At 63.4% G+C, this 19,836-nt stretch carries 16 protein-coding genes; 12 read left to right on the forward strand and 4 right to left on the reverse strand.

Features of this window, described 5'->3' with window-relative positions; genetic code table 11:
- Nucleotides 1-3 precede the first annotated feature (3 nt).
- A complete protein-coding gene (gene dnaE / locus VWZ81_RS08885) occupies nt 4-3,516 on the reverse strand; it encodes a DNA polymerase III subunit alpha (RefSeq protein ID WP_416542993.1) in 3,513 nt (1,170 codons plus the stop codon).
- 395 nt (nt 3,517-3,911) lie between these two features.
- Between dnaE and xdhA the strand changes: the two genes are divergently transcribed.
- The 7 genes from xdhA (at nt 3,912) to VWZ81_RS08920 (ending at nt 13,409) form a co-directional block, all read left to right on the forward strand.
- Complete coding sequence (xdhA, locus tag VWZ81_RS08890; RefSeq protein WP_416542994.1) at nt 3,912-5,306, forward strand: xanthine dehydrogenase small subunit; 1,395 nt, start codon at nt 3,912-3,914, stop codon at nt 5,304-5,306.
- Nucleotides 5,306-7,672: a xanthine dehydrogenase molybdopterin binding subunit gene (xdhB, locus tag VWZ81_RS08895; RefSeq protein ID WP_416542995.1), complete on the forward strand. Its 2,367-nt coding sequence runs from the start codon at nt 5,306-5,308 to the stop codon at nt 7,670-7,672. Before xdhA ends, xdhB begins: the two co-directional genes overlap by 1 nt.
- Before the next feature lie 3 nt (nt 7,673-7,675).
- Nucleotides 7,676-8,635 (forward strand): xanthine dehydrogenase accessory protein XdhC, encoded by a 960-nt coding sequence (gene xdhC / locus VWZ81_RS08900; RefSeq protein WP_416540905.1) that lies wholly within the window; start codon nt 7,676-7,678, stop codon nt 8,633-8,635.
- Nucleotides 8,632-10,149 carry an ABC transporter ATP-binding protein gene (locus VWZ81_RS08905; protein WP_340547462.1) on the forward strand — a complete coding sequence of 506 codons (1,518 nt, stop codon included), beginning with the start codon at nt 8,632-8,634 and terminating at the stop codon, nt 10,147-10,149. The genes xdhC and VWZ81_RS08905 overlap by 4 nt, the downstream gene beginning before the upstream one ends.
- A 120-nt stretch (nt 10,150-10,269) precedes the next feature.
- Entirely contained in the window at nt 10,270-11,352 is a 1,083-nt protein-coding gene (locus tag VWZ81_RS08910; protein WP_416536578.1) for an ABC transporter permease, read from the forward strand.
- A 1-nt stretch (nt 11,353) separates the two neighbouring features.
- The gene (locus tag VWZ81_RS08915; protein WP_340547464.1) at nt 11,354-12,274 is read left to right on the forward strand and encodes an ABC transporter permease; all 921 of its coding nucleotides are present in this window, start codon (nt 11,354-11,356) and stop codon (nt 12,272-12,274) included.
- 58 nt (nt 12,275-12,332) lie between these two features.
- Nucleotides 12,333-13,409 (forward strand): BMP family ABC transporter substrate-binding protein, encoded by a 1,077-nt coding sequence (locus tag VWZ81_RS08920; protein ID WP_416542996.1) that lies wholly within the window; start codon nt 12,333-12,335, stop codon nt 13,407-13,409.
- Between the two features lie 112 nt (nt 13,410-13,521).
- Here VWZ81_RS08920 and VWZ81_RS08925 read toward each other — a convergent pair whose 3' ends face one another.
- A complete protein-coding gene (locus VWZ81_RS08925; RefSeq protein ID WP_340547466.1) occupies nt 13,522-13,833 on the reverse strand; it encodes a cupin domain-containing protein in 312 nt (103 codons plus the stop codon).
- Here VWZ81_RS08925 and VWZ81_RS08930 point away from each other — a divergent pair.
- Nucleotides 13,832-14,368, forward strand: coding sequence for an Lrp/AsnC family transcriptional regulator (locus VWZ81_RS08930; RefSeq protein ID WP_231739530.1), 537 nt, complete (start codon nt 13,832-13,834; stop codon nt 14,366-14,368). The two genes, VWZ81_RS08925 and VWZ81_RS08930, sit on opposite strands and share 2 nt — an antisense overlap.
- 133 nt (nt 14,369-14,501) lie before the next feature.
- Here VWZ81_RS08930 and VWZ81_RS08935 read toward each other — a convergent pair whose 3' ends face one another.
- On the reverse strand, nt 14,502-15,113 hold the full coding sequence (locus VWZ81_RS08935; RefSeq protein WP_340547467.1) for a CDP-alcohol phosphatidyltransferase family protein: 612 nt from the start codon (nt 15,111-15,113) through the stop codon (nt 14,502-14,504).
- Between the two features lie 141 nt (nt 15,114-15,254).
- On the opposite strand from VWZ81_RS08935, the gene VWZ81_RS08940 reads away from it, so the two are divergent.
- Genes VWZ81_RS08940 through VWZ81_RS08950 form a run of 3 tightly spaced genes read left to right on the forward strand, consistent with a single transcriptional unit; the run spans nt 15,255 to nt 17,961 of the window.
- Nucleotides 15,255-16,208: an aldo/keto reductase gene (locus VWZ81_RS08940; protein ID WP_416543034.1), complete on the forward strand. Its 954-nt coding sequence runs from the start codon at nt 15,255-15,257 to the stop codon at nt 16,206-16,208.
- A complete protein-coding gene (locus VWZ81_RS08945) occupies nt 16,205-17,281 on the forward strand; it encodes an NAD(P)/FAD-dependent oxidoreductase (protein ID WP_416542997.1) in 1,077 nt (358 codons plus the stop codon). The genes VWZ81_RS08940 and VWZ81_RS08945 overlap by 4 nt, the downstream gene beginning before the upstream one ends.
- The gene (locus VWZ81_RS08950) at nt 17,281-17,961 is read left to right on the forward strand and encodes a DUF938 domain-containing protein (protein WP_416537548.1); all 681 of its coding nucleotides are present in this window, start codon (nt 17,281-17,283) and stop codon (nt 17,959-17,961) included. Before VWZ81_RS08945 ends, VWZ81_RS08950 begins: the two co-directional genes overlap by 1 nt.
- A gap of 50 nt (nt 17,962-18,011) precedes the next feature.
- On the opposite strand, the gene VWZ81_RS08955 is transcribed toward VWZ81_RS08950, so the two are convergent.
- Complete coding sequence (locus VWZ81_RS08955; RefSeq protein ID WP_416542998.1) at nt 18,012-18,491, reverse strand: Lrp/AsnC family transcriptional regulator; 480 nt, start codon at nt 18,489-18,491, stop codon at nt 18,012-18,014.
- 101 nt (nt 18,492-18,592) lie between these two features.
- Between VWZ81_RS08955 and VWZ81_RS08960 the strand changes: the two genes are divergently transcribed.
- On the forward strand, nt 18,593-19,780 hold the full coding sequence (locus VWZ81_RS08960) for a diaminopropionate ammonia-lyase (protein WP_416542999.1): 1,188 nt from the start codon (nt 18,593-18,595) through the stop codon (nt 19,778-19,780).
- Nucleotides 19,781-19,836: the final 56 nt, after the last annotated feature.

Consider the following 19,836-nt stretch of genomic DNA (forward strand, 5'->3'; position numbering starts at 1 on the left):
ATCCTATATCTCCTCCACATCCATCACCCCGTCCAGCGACTTCAGCGCGCCTTTGATCTGGGGGTTGATGGGGAAGGGCTGGCCCAGATCCATCTCAACGTCGCCGGGCAGGCCGGGATCCTGCAGGTACATATAGACCTCACCGCGCGAGGCGTTGCGGGCGGCGGATTTGGCGTCTTCCAGCACCTGCGCCACCGTCGCCACTGCGCTTGCCTGCGAGATATAGACCCGCAGCGAACTGCGCCCGGCGTCAGCAATCGCCGCATCCACCGGCCCGACAGATCGCACCAGCAGTTTCAGCTGATCGCTTTCCATCGTGGCCTCGGCGGTGATCACCACCTTGGCGCCGGTTTCCAGGTATTCGCGTGATTTCTCCAGCACTTCGGAAAACAGCGTGACCTCATAGCCGCCGCTGGTGTCCGACAGCTGGGCAAAGGCAAAGCGGTTGCCGCGCGCCGATTTGCGTTCCTGCCGCCCGGCCACAACCCCGGCCATCTTCGCCATGAAGGGACCGCGCTCGGCCTTGGCCGTGACCTCGTCCAGCGTCATCACATCCTTGCGTTTGAGCGCAGGCATGTAGTCGTCCAGCGGATGGCCCGAGAGGTAGAAACCAATCGCCTTGAACTCCTCCGACAGCCGTTCGGCGGGCAGCCAGTCGGGCACGTTGGGCAGGCGCGGTTCGGGCAGGTCCTCGCCCGCCTCGCCAAACAGCGAGACCTGGCTGGAATTGCGCTGATCATGCACCGCGGCGGAATAATCCACCAGCGCGCCGAGGCTCTCAAACACCCGGCGCCGGTTGCTGTCCAGCTGGTCAAAGCCGCCCGCCCGCGCCAGCATTTCCAGCGGACGCTTGCCGACCTTTTTCAGATCCACCCGGCGGGCAAAATCAAACAGCGTGGCAAAGGGTTTGTCCTGCCCGCTCTCGCGCCGCGCCGTTGTCACCAGCCGCATCGCCTCGACACCGACGTTTTTCAGCGCGCCCAGCGCATAGACCAGCTCGCCCTTGACCACATTGAATGTCGCCTCGGAGCGGTTCACACAGGGCGGCACATAGGGCAGGCTCAGGCCTTTTTTGACCTCTTCGAAATAGATCGCCAGCTTATCCGTCAGATGGATATCACAGTTCATGACGCCAGCCATGAACTCCACCGGGTGGTTCGCCTTCAGCCAGCCGGTCTGGTAGCTGACCACCGCATAGGCCGCCGCGTGCGATTTGTTGAAGCCGTAGTTGGCGAATTTCTCCAGAAGGTCGAACACCTCCGACGCCTTCTTGGCAGGCACGCCGTTTTCTGCCGCCCCCTTTTCAAATTTGGGGCGTTCGGCATCCATCGCCTCTTTGATCTTCTTACCCATGGCGCGGCGCAATAGGTCCGCACCGCCAAGGGTATAATTCGCCATCACCTGGGCGATCTGCATCACCTGTTCCTGATAGACGATAATGCCTTGGGTTTCCTCAAGGATATGGTCGATCAGCGGATGCACCGACTGGATCTTGCGCAGACCATTCTTGACCTCGCAATAGACCGGGATGTTCTCCATCGGACCCGGACGATAGAGCGCCACCAGCGCCACGATATCCTCGATACAGGTGGGTTTCATGCGCTTTAGCGCATCCATCATGCCGGTGGATTCCACCTGGAACACCGCCACCGTCTTGGCCCGCGAATAAAGGTCATAGGTAACGGCATCGTCCAGCGGGATGGCGTTGATCTGGTTCTCCGCCCCCTCCGGCGGATCATAAAGCTGGGTGCCATCGGCGGCGACATGCAGATCGCGGCCCGACTGGAAAATCAGGTCCATCGCGTTCTGAATGACGGTGAGCGTCTTCAGGCCGAGGAAGTCGAACTTCACCAGACCGGCCTGTTCCACCCATTTCATGTTGAACTGGGTGGCGGGCATGTCGGAGCGCGGATCGCGGTAAAGCGGCACCAGCGCATCCAGTGGCCGGTCACCGATCACCACGCCCGCCGCGTGGGTGCCCGCTGATCGCAACAGCCCCTCAACCTGCATGCCGTATTTCAACAGCCGGTCGACAACCTCTTCGTTCTCCGCCTCCTCGCGCAGCCGCGGCTCTTCGCGCAGACTGTCCACAATCGACATCGGTTTCACGCCTTCGACCGGGATCAGCTTCGACAGCCGATCCACCTGGCCATAGGGCATCTGCAGAACCCGCCCCATATCGCGCACCGCCGCCTTCGACAGCAGCGCGCCAAAGGTGATGATCTGCCCCACCTTGTCGCGGCCATATTTCTCCTGCACGTATTTGATCACCTCTTCGCGGCGATCCATGCAGAAGTCGATGTCGAAGTCGGGCATCGACACCCGTTCGGGGTTGAGAAAGCGTTCGAACAGCAAGCTGTAGCGCAGCGGGTCAAGGTCGGTAATCGTCAGCGCATAGGCCACGAGCGAGCCCGCACCGGAACCCCGCCCCGGCCCCACCGGAATGTCGTGATCCTTGGCCCATTGGATAAAGTCCGCAACGATCAGGAAGTAGCCGGGGAACCCCATCCCCTCGATGATGCCCAGCTCAAAATCCAGCCGCTCCTGATACTCCTCGACGCTGACGGCATGGGGGATCACGGCGAGACGTTTTTGCAGCCCCTCATTGGCGATGCGGCGCAATTCGGCCACCTCGTCATCGGCAAACTTCGGCAGGATCGGATCGCGCCGATAGGCCATGAAAGCGCAGCGTTTGGCGATCTCCACGGTGTTTTCCAGCGCCTCGGGCAGGTCGGCAAACAGCGCGACCATTTCCTCCTGGCTCTTGAAGTAATGCTGCGCGGTCAGCCTGCGGCGCGGCTCCACCTGATCGACATAGGCGCCTTCCGCGATACAGATCATCGCATCATGGGCCTCATACATTTCCGTGTTGGGGAAATAGACATCATTGGTGGCAACCAGCGGCAGGTCCATCGCATAGGCCATCTCGATATGGCCCCGCTCGGTCAGCTGTTCAGCTTCAGGCTGGCCGTGTTCGCCCGGATGGCGCTGCAACTCCACATAAAGCCGATCTGGAAAGATCGCTTTCAGCCGCTGCATCAGGGCCTCTGCCGCCGGGCGCTGCCCCTGCTGCAACAGCCGCCCCACCGGCCCATCCGGCCCGCCGCTCAGACAGATCACATCGCCTGCATATTGCGCCAGCTCCTCCAGCGTCACATGCGGCAGCTCGCTGCCCTGCCGCAGATAGAGGCAGGAATTGAGCTTCATCAGATGCTCATAGCCGGTCTCGCTCTGCGCCAGCAGCACCAGCGGCGCTGGCGGTTTGGGCCGCTCGCCCGGGGCAGGCTCGGCAGACCGCAGATCGACCTGGCAGCCGATGATCGGCTGCACCCCCGCGCCACTGGCCGACACCGAAAACTCCAGCGCCGAGAACAGGTTGTTGCTGTCGGTCACCGCAATCGCGGGCATCTCGTGCTTCTTGCACAGGTCCGGCAGCTTCTTCAGCCGCAATGCGCCTTCCAGAAGCGAATATTCGGTATGGGTGCGCAGGTGAATGAATCGGGGAGAGCTTGTCATCCCGCCAAGCTAGCGTCAGCGCCGCCAAGGTTAAAGCGGTTCCGCACCGGAGAAGCCGCGACCCTGCCCGTCCCCCGTTCCGCCGCGCAGGTTTCACCCGATGCCGTAATATTCAGCGATTATTATTCTGCTTTCTTTGAAAGTCTTATCGAACCCAACCATCAACGCCGCGACAATCTGACCTAAAGTCGTTCAAAAAGAACAGCATACGCCGGTATTCAGCAAGGATCTTGCGCCCCGTATCGACTCCATGGCAGAGTCACTTTTCCTTGCCAGAACAACAGCCTGCTTTCTAGGCTATCGGCAACGGAACCACCAAGGCCCGCCATGTCTTCTACGTCGCATCGAAGGGATGGCACCAAGGGAAAACCAGAGTAACGCGACGGGTTTCTGACATGACAATCACCTTTCGGCTGAACGGTGAAGAGGTCGCGCTGACGGAGGTTTCTCCGACGGCGACGCTGCTGGACTGGCTGCGCGAAGAACGCGGGCTGACCGGCACCAAAGAAGGCTGCAACGAGGGCGACTGCGGCGCCTGCACCGTGATGGTGACCGACGCCAAAGGCGCCAAACCGCTCAATGCCTGCATCCTGTTCCTGCCGCAGCTGCACGGCAAATCCATCCGCACCGTCGAAGGCGCGGCCGGCCCCGATGGCCAGCTGCATCCGGTGCAGGAGGCGATGATCACCCACCACGGCAGCCAATGCGGTTTCTGCACGCCGGGGTTCATCATGTCGATGGTGACCGCCCACAAAAATGGCGCCTCGGATCACGACGACCAGCTGGCAGGCAATCTCTGCCGCTGCACCGGCTATGCGCCGATCATCCGCGCCGCCGAAGCCGCCAGCGCCGAACCCGTCCCCGACTGGATCCACGGCGAAGATGCCATCAGCCTGCCTGACACAGGCGGCGATGCCACGTCTCTGCGCCCCACCTCCGCCGACCAGCTGGCCGCCGCCTATGCTGCCCGCCCGGACGCGACGCTGATTGCAGGCGCCACGGATGTCGGTCTCTGGGTGACCAAACAGCTGCGCGATCTGTCGGATGTGATTTTCCTCGATGGCTGCGATGACCTGAAAGGTATCTCCGAACAGCCCGACGGCAGCCTGCGTATCGGTGCGATGGTGGATATGAACCAGCTGCGCAGCGCCCTCACCGCGCGGCATCCGTCTTATGGCGAAATGCTGCGCCGCTTTGCCAGCCAGCAGGTGCGCGCCGCCGCCACCATCGGCGGCAATATCGCCAATGGCTCCCCCATCGGGGACAATCCGCCTGCGCTGATCGCACTTGGTGCAACGCTGGAGCTGCGCAAGGGCGACAGCCGCCGCAGCCTGCCGCTTGAGGATTTCTTCATCGACTATGGCAAGCAGGACCGCCAGCCCGGTGAATTTGTCGAGGCGATCACCCTGCCCGCATGCCCGAAGGGGCAGACCGATGGCTTGCGCGTCTACAAGCTCTCCAAACGGTTCGATCAGGATATCTCCGCCGTTCTGGGGGCCTTTAACCTGACGGTCGACGCCGGCCGGATCACCGCCGCGCGCATCGCCTTTGGCGGCATGGCGGGCGTGCCCAAACGCGCCAGCCACGTGGAGGCCGCCCTGATTGGCCAAGACCTGTCGGCCGCAACACTCGCCACCGCGCGGGGCGAATTTGCCCGCGACTTCACCCCGATGAACGATATGCGCGCCTCTGCCGACTACCGGCTGGAGGCTGCGGCAAATATGCTCGCACGCTACTTTGACGATCTGGGCCAGACAAGCGCACCCACACATGTGCTGGAGGTGAAGTGATGGCTGTTGCAAAACCCCTCCCCCATGATGCGGCACGGCTGCATGTGACCGGTCAGGCGCGCTATGTCGATGACATCCCGACCCCGCGCGACACCCTGCATCTGGCCTTTGGCCTTTCGACCGTGGCCCATGGTGACATCACCGCACTGGAGCTGGACGCCGTGCGCCAGAGCAATGGCGTGGTTGCCGTGCTGACGGCAAAAGATCTGCCGTTTGACAATGACGTCTCGCCGTCTGCCCATGACGAGCCGCTGCTGGCCAAGGGGTCTGTCCACTATATCGGCCAGCCGGTGTTTCTGGTGGTGGCAACCTCCCATCGTGCTGCGCGGGTGGCCGCGCGCAAAGGTCAGGTCAGCTACGCCGAACGCCCGGCCCTCCTGACGCTGGAGGATGCGCTGGCCGCCGACAGCCGGTTTGAAGACGGCCCACGCATCTACAGCAAAGGCGACGCAGGCAGCGCCATCTCCGCCGCCGCCCATGTGGTCGAAGATACGTTCGACATTGGCGGGCAGGAGCATTTCTACCTCGAAGGTCAGGCCGCCCTCGCCCAGCCGCAGGAAGATGGCGGCATGCTGGTCAACTCCTCGACCCAGCACCCGACCGAGATCCAGCACAAGGTGGCCGAGGCCATCGGCCTGCCGATGCACAGCGTGCGGGTTGAGACCCGGCGCATGGGTGGCGGCTTTGGTGGCAAGGAAAGTCAGGGCAACGCGCTGGCCGTCGCCTGCGCCATCGCCGCACGCGCCACCGGTCGGACCTGCAAGATGCGCTATGACCGCGACGACGACATGACCATCACCGGCAAGCGTCACGCGTTTCGCATTTCCTACCGCGCGGGCTTTGACGCCGAGGGGCGCATTCTGGGGGTTGAGTTCACCCATCTGGTCGATTGCGGCTGGGCGCAGGATCTGTCGCTGCCGGTGGCCGACCGCGCCATGCTGCACAGCGACAACGCCTATGCGATCCCCGCGATCCGCATCGAAAGCCACCGGCTGAAGACCAACCGGCAGAGCGCCACCGCCTATCGCGGCTTTGGCGGTCCGCAGGGGATGGTCGGGATCGAGCGGGTGATGGATCACGCGGCCCATAAGCTGGGGCTGGATCCGGTCGATCTGCGCATGAAGAACTATTACGATGCCCCCCAAACGGCGGGCGACGGGGGCGCTGCCCCCCGGCCTGCGGCCTCCCCCCGGGATATTTCCGGCCAGAAGATATCCGGCCAGAAGACGGACAATACCACGCCCTACGGGATGGAGGTCACCGATTTCGAGCTGCACGGGATGACCCGGCAGCTGCTGGAGAGCGCGGATTATGCCGCGCGCAAGGCCGAGATCGCCAAATGGAACGCCGGGAATGAGCGGCTCAAGCGCGGGATTGCATTTTCTCCGGTCAAATTCGGCATTTCCTTCACCCTCACCCATCTCAATCAGGCGGGTGCGCTGGTGCATGTCTATCAGGACGGCTCGGTCCATCTGAACCATGGTGGCACCGAGATGGGGCAAGGCCTGTTCCAGAAGGTGGCACAAGTGGCCGCCAGCCGTTTTGGCATCGGGCTGGAAAAGGTGAAGATCACCGCCACCGACACGGCCAAAGTACCCAATACCTCGGCCACCGCCGCCTCCTCCGGCACCGATCTGAACGGGATGGCGGTAAAGGCCGCCTGCGACAGCATTCGCGACCGTATGGCCGATCATCTGGCCGAGCGCTATCAGGTCACCGCAGCGGAGGTGGTGTTTGCCGATGATGAGGTGCGGATCGGCGCCGAGGCCCTGCCCTTCGCCCGTGCAGCACAGATCTGCTATGAGGGGCGTATCAGCCTGTCGGCCACCGGGTTCTACAAGACGCCGAAACTGGAATGGGACCGCATTCAGGGCAAGGGGCGGCCGTTTTTCTACTTTGCCTATGGCGCTGCGATCACCGAAGTTGTCGTCGACCGCCTGACCGGCGAAAACCGCATTCTGCGCGCCGACGTGCTGCATGATGCCGGCGCCTCGCTGAACCCGGCGCTGGATATCGGCCAGGTCGAAGGCGCCTATGTGCAGGGTGCAGGCTGGCTCACCACAGAGGAACTGGTCTGGGATCAGACCGGCAATCTGCGCACCCATGCGCCCTCCACCTACAAGATCCCCGCCTGTTCGGATCGCCCCGATGTGTTCAACGTCGCCCTCTGGGATGGGCAGAACCGCGAGGACAGCATCTATCGCTCCAAAGCGGTGGGAGAGCCGCCCTTTATGCTGGGGATTTCCGCCTGGCTGGCGCTTGGTGATGCGGTCGGGCACTTCGCGCCCGCCTATCCTGCGCTCAATGCCCCCGCCACGGCGGAGGAGATCTGGCGCGCGGTGCGTCGCATCGCGCCGGGGGCCTGAGCCATGGGGTTCGATCTTCAGGATCTGCGCCGCAGGATCGGCGCCCATGGCACGGTGGTGCGGGTGGTGATTGCCGCCATCCGCGGCTCTTCCCCGCGTGAGGTGGGCGCCGCCATGCTGGTCTGGGACGACGGCCAGTCCGGCACCATCGGCGGGGGCGCGCTGGAGCATGAGGCCGCCGAGGCTGCCCGCCGCCAGTTGCAGGATGGCAAGACCCGTTTGCAGACCATCCGCGCGCTTGGCCCGGATCTGGGGCAATGCTGCGGCGGCTCCGTCACCCTGTGGAGCGAGATCTACCGCGCTGCCGATCTGGACCGGCTGGATGGCGATGTGATCCTGCGCGCCCTGTCCACCGAGCTGGGCGAGCCGGGCGAGCCACCCCTGGGCCTGCGCCGCAAGCTGGCGCTGGCCCGCAGCCAGGGGCAGCGGCCCGACGCGCAGCTGGCCGACGGCTGGCTGCTGGAACCGGTCCATCGTGCCGAAACCCCGCTGTGGATCTGGGGGGCGGGCCATGTCGGCCGCGCTCTGGTTGATGTGCTGGCGCCGCTGCCGGATCTCGACATCACCTGGGTCGATACCGGCCCTGACCGTTTTCCCGCCCGGATCCCGCCCTCAGTCACCATGGTTCCGGCGGCGGAACCTGCGGCACTGGTGCCGCATGCCCCTGAAAATGCACGGCATTTGGTGCTTACCTATTCCCATGCGCTGGATCTGGCGCTATGCCACGCCTTATTGCTGCGCGGCTTTGCCTTTGCCGGGGTGATCGGATCTGCCACCAAATGGGCACGGTTCCGGTCGCGGCTGGCGGATCTTGGCCACCGGCCCGAGCAGATCGCCCGGCTCACCTGCCCGATCGGGGATCCCGGCCTTGGCAAACATCCGCAGATGATTGCGGTCGGGGTCGCGGCAGAGCTCTTGCGGATGGGCGCAACAGACGAGTTGAAGAAGGACAGACGCGCGTGACCCAACCTCTCCTGAGCCTGCAAGGTTTGACAAAGGCCTATCCTGGTGTTGTTGCCAACGATACGGTCTCCTTTGATATCGGCGCGGGAGAGGTTCATGCCCTGCTCGGCGAAAACGGCGCCGGGAAATCGACGCTGGTCAAGATGATCTACGGGCTGGTGAAACCGGACAGCGGCACCATGCTGTTGCGCGGCGCCCCCTATGCCCCGGCCGAGCCGCGACAGGCACGGGCGGATGGCATCGCGATGGTGTTTCAGCATTTTTCGCTGTTTGACGCGCTGAACGTGGCGGAGAACATCGCCCTTGGCATGGAACAGCCGCCCGCCCTGCGCGATCTGGCCAGCCGCATCCGCGAGGTATCGGAAACCTATGGCCTGCCGCTGGATCCCTATCGCACGGTGGGCGATCTCTCTGCCGGCGAACGCCAGCGGGTGGAGATCATCCGCTGCCTGTTGCAGGACCCCAAGCTGCTGATCATGGATGAGCCGACCTCGGTTCTCACCCCGCAGGAGGTGGATATCCTGTTCCAGACCTTGCAGAAGCTGCGCTCCGAGGGCACCTCGATCCTGTATATTTCGCACAAGCTGGAAGAGATCCGCACGCTCTGTGATCACGCCACCATCCTGCGGCTGGGCAAGAATGTCGGCGAATGTGTCCCCTCTGAAACCTCGGCCCGCGATATGGCCGAGCTGATGGTGGGTACCGCTCTTCAGACACCGGAGCGTGCGGGCCGCGATCTGGGCGATGTGGCGCTGGATATCACCGGCCTGTCGGTGCCTGCGCCCTCGGCCTTTGGCACGGCGCTGAAGAATGTGCATATGACCGTCCGCAAGGGCGAAATCCTCGGCATTGGCGGGGTGGCGGGCAATGGCCAGGACGAGCTTCTGGGCGTGCTGTCCGGCGAAACCACCACCGCTGCCGATGCGGTCAAGATGCATGGCGCGCCGGTCGGCCACCTTGGCCCTGTTGCGCGTCGTCGCCTGGGTATTCTGGCCGCGCCGGAGGAGCGTCTCGGCCATGCCGCCGCACCGGATATGAGCCTGACGGAAAATGCCATGCTGACCGCCGCCACCCGCGAAGGCCTGTCCAGCAACGGCTTTCTGAAATGGGGGCTGGCCAAGGAATTTGCCGAGAAGGTCATCAAGAATTTCGACGTGCGCACCCCCGGACCTGAAAACGCGGCGCGTTCGCTGTCGGGGGGCAATCTGCAGAAATTCGTCATTGGCCGCGAGGTGCTGCAAAACCCGGAGGTTCTGGTGGTGAACCAGCCGACCTGGGGTGTGGATGCCGCCGCCGCCGCCGCGATCCGCCAGTCGCTGCTGGATCTGGCCGCCGGGGGCACTGCGGTAATCTGCATCAGCCAGGATCTGGATGAGCTGATGGAGATTGCCGACAGTTTTGCCGCCCTGAACGAAGGCCGCCTGAGCGCGCCGCGCCCCACAACCGGGCTGAGCGTCGATGAAATCGGCCTGATGATGGGGGGAGCACATGGGATGGAGGTCGCGCATGTCTAGCCTCGCAGCCGGGCGTGCCCATCCCGGCCGCAGCGCGGGCTGCCGGGTCGGGAGTGTGAGTATTTTTGGAAAGATGACAGGCACGCAGGCACAGATCTGCGACCGGGGGGGACAACAACAATGATCCGGCTAGAAAAGAGACCACAGCCCTCGCGGGTCTGGTCGATGGCGACGCCGCTGGTGGCGGTGCTGGCGACCATGATCGCGGGCGGGCTTTTGTTTGCGGCCCTTGGCAAGAACCCGGTTGAGGCGATCCGCACCATTTTCTGGGATCCGCTGTTTGGCGAATTTGCTTTTTACTACCGCCCGCAGCTCTTGGTGAAGGGCGCACCACTGGTACTGATCGCCATCGGCCTGTCGCTGGGCTTTCGCGCGGGTATCTGGAACATCGGCGCCGAGGGCCAGTATATCATGGGCGCCATCTGTGGCGCCGGGGCTGGCCTTGCCTTTTACCCTACAGACTCGGCACTGATCTTTCCCTTGATGGTGGTGGCAGGCGCGCTGGGGGGCTGGGCCTGGGCGATGATCCCCGCAGTGCTGAAAACCCGCTTTGGCACCAATGAAATCCTGGTCTCGCTGATGCTGGTCTATGTGGCCGAGCAGTTTCTCGCCTCGGTCTCGCTGGGATTGCTGAAAAACCCCGAGGGCTTTGGCTTTCCCGGCTCGCGCAACCTGCAATCCTGGGACAGCGCCCATAACGCCGAGCTGATCACGGGCACCGGCATGCACTGGGGTGTTGTGGCGGCGCTGATCGCGGTGATCTTTGCCTATGTGCTGCTCAACCGTCACATGCTGGGCTATCACATCCGCCTGACTGGCGAGGCGCCACGTGCCGCGCGTTTTGCGGGCGTGAACCCCACCCGGCTGGTGCTGTTCTGCCTTGGCACCTCCGGCGCGCTGGCGGGTCTTGCGGGTCTGTTTGAGGTCTCCGGCCCCTCTGGCCAGATCTCCATCGATTTCAACGTCGGCTACGGGTTTACCGCCATTATCGTTGCCTTCCTGGGTCGGTTGCATCCTGTCGGCATCCTGCTGGCGGGTGGTCTGATGGCGCTGACATATATCGGCGGCGATATCGCGCAGTCCAACATGGGCCTGCCTTCGGCGGCAATCCAGGTGTTTCAGGGGATGCTTTTGTTCTTCCTGCTGGCGCTGGATCTCCTGACCAATTTCCGCATTGCGCTCAGCAAACCCGAGGTGGTGTGACATGGATCTTTCTGCAATCAACCCGGTCCTGCTCATCGCCTCGCTGATGGTGGCGGCCACACCGATCCTGATCGCTGCCATTGGCGAATTGGTGGTGGAGAAATCAGGCGTTCTGAACCTTGGCGTCGAAGGCATGATGATCACCGGCGCCATCGCAGGCTTTGCCACCGCGGTGGAGACCGGCTCGCCCCTGATCGGGTTCCTTGCCGCCGCTGTTGCCGGGGCAGCGCTGTCGGTTCTGTTTGGCTTTCTGACCCTTGTGGCGCAGGCCAATCAGGTGGCCTCCGGTCTGGCGCTGACGCTGTTCGGCCTCGGCCTGTCGGCGCTGATGGGGCAATCCTACGTCGGTGTGAAACCGCCACAGATGAGCGACATCCACATCCCCGTCCTGAGCGACCTGCCGGTGATTGGCCCGATCCTCTTTGGCCATGACATCATCCTCTATTTCGGCATCGCGCTGACCGCCGCAGTCTGGGCGCTGCTGAAATTCTCTCGCGCCGGACTGGTGCTGCGCGCGGTGGGTGAAAACCACGATGCTGCCCATGCGCTGGGGTATAAGGTGATCCGCATTCGCCTGATGGCGATCATGTTCGGTGGCGCCTGTGCCGGTATCGGCGGGGCCTACATCAGCCTTATCCGGGTGCCGCAATGGACCGAAGGCATGACCGCGGGCGTGGGCTGGATTGCGCTGGCGCTGGTGGTCTTTGCCAGCTGGAAACCCTGGCGCGCACTCCTTGGTGCCTATCTTTTTGGCGGCGTCACCGTGGTGCAGCTCAATCTGCAAGCGGCAGGCGTTGCCATCCCGGTGGAGTATCTGGCAATGTCGCCCTACGTGATCACAATTATCGTGCTTGTCATTCTTTCGGCGGACAAAAGCAGCGCACCTGCCGCCCTTGGCCGCAACTTCCACGCCTCCCGCTGACGGGGGGCTTTTCACTGCCCCGCTGTCGGGGCCAATAGATGCAACTGGGGAGAACCTGATGAAACTGACCAACCTTCTGACCAGCGCCGCCGTGGCGCTTGGCCTGGCCACCGGTGCGGCCTTGGCCGAGGACAAGACCAAAGTGGGCTTTGTCTATGTCGGCCCTGTCGGTGACGGTGGCTGGACCTATGAACACGATCAGGGCCGCAAGGCCGTGGTTGCGGAATTCGGCGACAAGGTCGAAACCGTCTATGTCGAGAACGTCGCAGAAGGCCCCGATGCCGAGCGCGTGATGACCCAGATGGCGCTGGAAGGTGCGGATCTCATCTTCACCACCTCCTTTGGCTACATGGATCCCACCATCAACGTCGCCAAGAAATTCCCGAACGTGAAGTTCGAGCACGCCACCGGCTACAAGCGCGCCGACAACGTCTCGACCTACTCCGCCCGCTTCTACGAGGGCCGCGCGGTTCAGGGCCACATTGCCGGCCATATGACCGAGAGCAATATCGTCGGCTACATCGGCTCCTACCCGATCCCCGAAGTGATCCGCGGCATCAACTCGGCCTATCTGCACGCCAAGAAGGTGAACCCCGACGTCCAGTTCAAGATCGTCTGGGCCTTCACCTGGTTTGATCCCGCAAAAGAGGCTGATGCCGCCAAGGTGCTGATCGAACAGGGGGCTGACGTGATCCTGCAGCACACCGATTCCACCGCACCGCAGGCCGCCGCACAGGCCGCAGGCAATGTGATCACCTTTGGTCAGGCGTCTGATATGGCCGAATACGGGCCCAAGCCGCGCGTCTCCTCGATCATCGACAATTGGGCGCCCTATTACATCGCCCGCACCAAGGCCGTGATCGACGGCACCTGGACAAGCAGCGACACCTGGGACGGCATTGGCGCCGGCATGGTTGGCATCGGTGAAATCTCCGATGCGGTTCCCGCTGATGTGAAAGCCTCCGCACTGGAGCTGAAAGCCGCGCTGGCCGATGGCTCCTACCACGCCTTCACCGGCCCGATCAAAAAGCAGGACGGCTCCGACTGGCTGGCCGAAGGCGAGACCGCCGATGACGGCACCCTGGCCGGCATGAACTTCTACGTCGAAGGCCTGGAAGGCGACATTCCGCAATAAGCGGCCACCGCCTTCAGATGACCCGCAGCAGAAAGGCCCGCCAGTCCGGCGGGCCTTTTTCATAGCGGCCGTCGCTGTTCCTCTCGCGCGACCGCAGGGCAAATGCCGCCGTCTAGATGCTGCCCGCCGTTTCAATGACAAGCGCCCGCACCGGCCCATCGGGATGCGCCACATGTTCATCGCCGCTCTCGGCATGAAAGATGTCACCCGGCAGCAGGCGCAGGATACGCTCGGCCCCGTCGATGCGAACATGCATGTCGACCTCACCGTCCAGCACGACAAAGACCTCAGGGCCATCGTTGACATGCCATTTATACGGCGCGTCGGTCCAATGCAGCCGCACGGTTGCATCGCTTATGCGTTCGATATCCAGCGCGTCCCAGGCCTTTTCGCCCGTAAACGCCGTTGCGGTGATCTTCTTCATGCCCTACCCCCGGCTGCTGTGGTTGATGTGGTTCATTTCAACTGCGATGTTACGGCTGCGGCAACGGATCGGATACTTGCGTTCCGACGTGATCAGCCTGCCAATCGGGGAATTCAACGTGGATCGGACGGACAAACGGATATTGGCGGTTCTGGAACGGAACGCCCGCACCAGCGCTGCCGAAATCGGGCGCCAGATCGGCCTGTCCCGGACCGCGGTTCAGGACCGGCTGTCGAAGCTTGAGACACGTGGCGTGATCAGCGGATATCGGGTTCAGCTATCGGAGCCTCAGGACGACCTGATCCGGGCGGTCCTCTTCGTCAGAATTGCGGTCCGCCCATGCACCGATGCGCTGACCTGGATGGCCTCGCTCGAGGGCGTGCAGGAGGTGCTGTCTCTGTCCGGTGAGATCGACGCCATCGTCAGATGTGCCGTGCCGGATGTCGCCGCGCTGACGGCGCTCAATGACAGGATCGGGGCCAGCGACTGGATTGCCGGTTCGAACTCGAACGTGGTGCTGCGCACCCTCCGATAACCCCGCGCAGATGCCGGCCGCAGATCTCGGGTCCGCTCCCGTGTCCGTTCATGGGCCGAACCTCAAAGCGCGCGCGGCCCTGCCCGTCATCTTTCCATAAATACTCAAACCGCGCCGGCAGCGGTGCTGCCCATCAGTCGCGGCGGAACACCCGCAGCGCCAGGAGCACGCGGGAGGTGGCGGTCACCAGACAGAGCGCGCCAAACACCCAGGCCATCGGTGCAAACCACGCAGGCAGCAGGCACAAGAGCACGAAAAATCCGATCGTCTCCGCCCCCTCCAGCAGACCGCCGGTGAAATAAAGCGTTTTGACCCCGCGCGCCGTGCTTGTCATCTTGTGTTTCTCCGCCAGCACCGCATAGCCGAGGAAACTGGTGCCATTCACATAGAAGGTCATCAGCAAGAACGCCCCGGCCACGCCATTCTGCACAGGATCCGCCAGCACAAAAGCAAGGGGGACCGCACCGTAGAACAGGAAATCGCAGGTGATATCGAGATAGCCGCCAAAATCGCTTGGCTCGCTGGCGCGTGCCACCGCGCCGTCCAGACCATCGGCCAGCCGCGACAGAAGCAGCGGCAGCAGCGCCAGCGCAAAGAGCGAACAGGCGATCATCCCGGCCGCCAGCAGCCCCAGCGCCAGCCCAAGGAGCGTCACCTGATTGGCACTGATGCCCGCGCGCGCGATGACCTGCCCCTGGGCATTCAGCATCGGGTCGATCAGCGGGCGAATTTTTGAATCGAACATACTCTCCCCTACCCTGCGCACCGGGGCTTTGCCACTCACGATTATGATAGGGCAGAGCCGGTGTCTCGCGCAGATCTCTTTATGCCCCGCGCCGATATTTTGCGCTTTTGATTGCCGCAGATGCGTGCCACCCTCCGCCGCATGAGCACCGAACTGATCAGCCTCGACGGCACCCCCGCAAGCCCCCTTGCCTTTGGCACCATGCAATTTGGCGGCCGCGCCGATGCTGCCCAGTCGGCCGAAATGTACCAGGCCTGCCGCGCTGCGGGGGTGACCCATTTCGACACCGCCTGGGTCTATACCGAGGGCCGTAGCGAGGCGCTGCTGGGCCAGCTGATCCGGGAAGACCGTGACAGCCTGCTGATCGCCACCAAGGTCGCCTATACCGGCGGCGCAGGCCCTGACAATATCCGGCGCCAGCTCGATCAGTCGCGCGCGCGTCTGGGGCAGGACATGGTCGATATCCTCTACCTGCACCGCTACGACGAAGAGACGGACCTGCGCGAGACCCTTGCCTGTCTCGCCGAGCTGCGCGACGCCGGGCAGATCCGCTATCTGGGGCTGTCGAACTTTGCCGCCTGGCAGGTGATGAAGGCGATCATGATCGGGCAGGAATTCGACCTGAGGCCCGCCATCCTGCAACCGATGTATTCGCTGCTGAAGCGTCAGGTCGAGGTGGAGATCCTGCCGATGTGCGCTGATCAGGGCCTGCATGTGGCCCCCTATTCGCCACTGGGCGGCGGGATGCTGACGGGCAAATACAGCCGTGCCCAGCAGGCGGGCCACAGCCGGGGGCGGCTGGACGAGGATCCGCGTTACGCCGAACGCTATGGTCAGCCCTGGATGCAGGACAGCGCCCGTGCCCTGGCCGATCTTGCCGCCGAACTGGAGGTTGATCCGGCCAGCCTCGCCGTGGCCTGGGCCGCCGCCTATGGGCGCAATGTGACCCCCATAATCTCGGCCCGGTCACTCGCACAGCTGCGCCCGTCGCTGGCGGCGCTGGAGATCGAGATGACGCCGGACCTCTACGCCCGCATGTCGGCGCTGTCACCGCGTCCGGCGCCCGCAACAGACCGGCTGGAGGAACAGCAATGACAGCGGTCGACTATCTGATCATCGGCGGCGGGCTTGCCGGTCTGAGCGCCGCCGCCGCCCTTGCGCCACGGGGGCGTGTTCTGGTGCTGGAGCGGGAAGAGGCGCTTGGCTATCACTCCTCCGGGCGCTCTGCGGCGATGTTTGAGGCCAATTACGGCCCCGCGCCGGTACAGGCGCTGAGCCGGGCCAGTGAGGCCCACCACCGCACCCATGGCTGTCTCAGCCCGCGCGGGCTGCTGCTGGTCGGGCGCGCCGATCAGGCCGCGCGTTTCGAGACCGATTGCGCCGAGCTGGATCTGACGCCGATTTCGGTTGCGGCGGCCTGCCAGATGGTGCCGGTGCTTGATCCCGAGCAGGTCAAATTTGCGGCCAGCCATGATGCGGCGCAGGATCTGGATGCGGACCTGTTGTTGCAGGGCTTTGCCAGAGAGCTGCGCGCCCATGGGGGTGACATCCGCACCCGCGCCGCTGTCACCGGTCTGGACCGCAGCACCGCGGGCTGGCAGGTGAGCTGCGGTGACGATGTGATCACCGCCACAACGATTATCAATTCGGCCGGGGCCTGGGCGGATGAGCTGGCGCAGATGGCCGGGATCGCGCCCATCGGATTGCAACCCAAGCGCCGCTCCATGGCGCGGCTGCCCGCGCCCGGTGGCCACGATGTCACCACCTGGCCAATGATCATGGGCGTCGGTGAGAGCTGGTATGCCAAACCCGATGCCGGCAAGCTGCTGGTCTCGCCCGCTGACGCCGATCCGGTGCCGCCGCAGGATGCCTATGCCGATGACATGGTGCTTGCCGAGGGGCTGGCCCGCTATGAGGAGATGGTGACAACCCCGGTCACCCGAGTTGAGCACAACTGGGCTGGCCTGCGCAGTTTTGTAGCCGATGGCGTGCCGGTGCTGGGGCCGGATCCGGCGGTGGCCAGTTTTGTCTGGTGTGCAGGTCAGGGCGGCTATGGCGTGCAGAGCTCCCCCGCCGCCGGGCGGCTGATTGCCGATCTGGTCACCGGGCAGACACCGGACATCGACGCCACGAACGTGGCCGCGCTCAGCCCGGAAAGGCTGCGCTGATGGTTGTGCGCACGGTGCCCGGAGAGGCCTCCGTCACGCTGCCGGATGCAGGGGCAAAACTCTTTGCCCCGTCGGCGGCGCGCAATCTGGAGCCGATCGCGGATCTTCTGGCCCGGATTGCCCCGCAACCCGACGGTGCGGATGGCCCTCGCCCCCGCGCGCTGGAAATTGCCAGCGGCACCGGGCAGCATGTGGTCGGCTTTGCCGGCCGCTGCGCGCATCTGGACTGGCAGCCCAGCGATGTGAACCCGGCACGCCTGACCAGCATCAATGCCTATACCGGTGACAGCGGCTGTCGCAATATCGCGACGGCGATCCAGCTCGATGCCACCGAAGCCCCCTGGCCCGACGGGCTGGGCCGCTTTGATCTGATCGTGCTGTGCAATCTGCTGCATCTGATCAGCACGCCCGAGGCCCAGACCCTGATCCGCGAGGCCGCGCGCCATCTGGCGGCGGGCGGGCACTTCCTGATCTACGGCCCGTTCATGCGCGGCGGTGAGCTGACCAGCGAGGGCGACCGCAGCTTTCACGCCAAGCTGACCGCCCATGACCCGGAGGTCGGTTACAAGGATGATTTCGACGTGATGGACTGGCTGCAAGACAGCGGGCTGGAGATGCGCCAGGTGATCGAGATGCCCGCCAACAATCTGGCGCTGGTGGCGATACGTCAATCGAGGTGAGAGCTGGCACATAGGTGACCGCGTCGGCCCTGCGCCACGTCAGGCACCGGTCAGATATTCAGCTGCATCGTCGACTTGGTGCGGTCCATAGTGACAAAGGTGCGGAACTTCCGAATATTGTCATTCGGAAAAAACAGCCGTTGCGTCAGCGCTTCATATTCCGACATGTCCCCAACGATCACCACAAGGATGAAATCCACTTCGCCGGTGACATAGTAGCATTGCTGGATTTCCGGAGTGTCTTGGAAGCTGCGCTTGATATCGTCGATCCGGCCCGCTGTCTCGGCCCTCAGTTCGACCTCCACAAGAATGGTCAGCGGCAGGCCGACCGTCTTCGGCTCGATCTGGGCGGCTTGGGTCGAAATCACGCCATCCGCCTCCATGCGCCGGATACGCCGCTGGACCGATGCCGTCGACAGATTGACCATCTCGCCGATCTGACGCTGTGGCTTGGTGCAGTCCTGTTGCAGGATCCGCAGGATCGCCAGATCATAGGAATCCAGCCCCTGTGATAAATTTTCTTTTCCCATGCCATATCTGTGCGAAATTTTTGCACGGCGGTCCATGATTCCGAAGCCATAGCCCATGTAAAGCGACGTATTTTTGCGCAGGCGCAAAAAAGGATCGTACGATGCTAGACATATTCAGAACCACCAAACCAGATGTCTTTACCACCCAACCAAGGTTGGGGCCGAAGGTTCAGGACGCTCTGCCCCGTCGCGGATTTGACGAGGCTGCCCGCGAAATCAGCACCTGGGACGGCTACCAGCCGACCCCGATGCCAAATTTGACCAGCCTTGCGGACAGGCTGGGCATTCAGGCGATCCACTACAAAAACGAAGGACCGAGGTTCGGTCTGGGCAGCTTCAAAGCCTTGGGTGGGGCCTATGCTGTTCTGCGCGTGCTTCAGCGCGAGCTGTCAGAGACCACGGGCCGGGCCATCACCGTCGAAGACCTGCACAGCGGCAGTTTCGCAGATCAGATTTCGGAGATCACCGTGATTTCGGCAACCGATGGCAATCACGGCCGGTCGGTGGCCTGGGGCGCGCAGCGGTTTGGGGCGGCGTGCCGAATTTACATCCATGCCGAAGTGAGCCGCTTTCGCGCCGAAGCGATGCAGGCGCTGGGAGCCGAGGTTATTCGCGTCGATGGCGACTATGATGCAACGGTTGCGCAGACCCGTATTGATGCCGAGAAACACGGCTGGAAAATTGTGTCGGACACCTCCTGGCCCGGTTATAGGCAGCCACCGCTAGATGTCATGGCCGGCTACGGTGTGATGGCGCGGGAAATCGTGAGAGACCTGCCTGAACCGCCAACCCATGTGTTCCTTCAGGGCGGCGTTGGCGGGCTGGCTGCATCGGTGATTGCGGTTTTCCATCAGGAATGGGGCAATGCCGCTCCACGCAGCATCATTGTCGAGCCGGAACTGGCGCCCTGTCTGTTTGCCAGCGGCAAGGCCAATGCGGCGACCGCTGTTTCGATCACCTCGGAAACGCTGATGGCAGGATTGTCCTGCGGCGAGCCTTCGCAGATTGCCTGGGAGGTTCTGGGCGAGTCCGTCGATAGTTTCATGACCATTCCCGAAAGCCTGGTCGCCCCAGCCGTCCGATTGCTCGCAGGTGGAGCATGTGGCGATCCCGGCATCAACGCCGGCGAAAGCGCGGTTGCCGGTCTTATCGGGTTGATGTGCGGAGCGCTGGACCACGACCTGCGTGATGAGCTGAAGCTGGATGCTGCGTCACGTGTTGTGATCATCGGCTCCGAAGGGATCACCGATCCAACTGTGGTCAAGGCGATCATGGAGGGATGTATCTGACGGGGGTTGTCAGCCCTGTCAGGATCGCGCTGTTGGGTCCGGTACACATGAAAAAA

Source organism: Phaeobacter sp. JH20_34 (assembly GCF_048056095.1).
Taxonomy (GTDB): Bacteria; Pseudomonadota; Alphaproteobacteria; order Rhodobacterales; family Rhodobacteraceae; genus Phaeobacter; species Phaeobacter bryozoorum.

Coding starts and splice junctions, on each gene's coding strand:
- dnaE (WP_416542993.1), bottom strand. CDS start 3,516: ATGACAAGCTCTCCCCGATTCATTCACCTGCGCACCCATACCGAATAT.
- xdhA (WP_416542994.1), top strand. CDS start 3,912: ATGACAATCACCTTTCGGCTGAACGGTGAAGAGGTCGCGCTGACGGAG.
- xdhB (WP_416542995.1), top strand. CDS start 5,306: ATGGCTGTTGCAAAACCCCTCCCCCATGATGCGGCACGGCTGCATGTG.
- xdhC (WP_416540905.1), top strand. CDS start 7,676: ATGGGGTTCGATCTTCAGGATCTGCGCCGCAGGATCGGCGCCCATGGC.
- VWZ81_RS08910 (WP_416536578.1), top strand. CDS start 10,270: ATGATCCGGCTAGAAAAGAGACCACAGCCCTCGCGGGTCTGGTCGATG.
- VWZ81_RS08915 (WP_340547464.1), top strand. CDS start 11,354: ATGGATCTTTCTGCAATCAACCCGGTCCTGCTCATCGCCTCGCTGATG.
- VWZ81_RS08920 (WP_416542996.1), top strand. CDS start 12,333: ATGAAACTGACCAACCTTCTGACCAGCGCCGCCGTGGCGCTTGGCCTG.
- VWZ81_RS08930 (WP_231739530.1), top strand. CDS start 13,832: ATGCCCTACCCCCGGCTGCTGTGGTTGATGTGGTTCATTTCAACTGCG.
- VWZ81_RS08925 (WP_340547466.1), bottom strand. CDS start 13,833: ATGAAGAAGATCACCGCAACGGCGTTTACGGGCGAAAAGGCCTGGGAC.
- VWZ81_RS08935 (WP_340547467.1), bottom strand. CDS start 15,113: ATGTTCGATTCAAAAATTCGCCCGCTGATCGACCCGATGCTGAATGCC.
- VWZ81_RS08940 (WP_416543034.1), top strand. CDS start 15,255: ATGAGCACCGAACTGATCAGCCTCGACGGCACCCCCGCAAGCCCCCTT.
- VWZ81_RS08945 (WP_416542997.1), top strand. CDS start 16,205: ATGACAGCGGTCGACTATCTGATCATCGGCGGCGGGCTTGCCGGTCTG.
- VWZ81_RS08950 (WP_416537548.1), top strand. CDS start 17,281: ATGGTTGTGCGCACGGTGCCCGGAGAGGCCTCCGTCACGCTGCCGGAT.
- VWZ81_RS08955 (WP_416542998.1), bottom strand. CDS start 18,491: ATGGGAAAAGAAAATTTATCACAGGGGCTGGATTCCTATGATCTGGCG.
- VWZ81_RS08960 (WP_416542999.1), top strand. CDS start 18,593: ATGCTAGACATATTCAGAACCACCAAACCAGATGTCTTTACCACCCAA.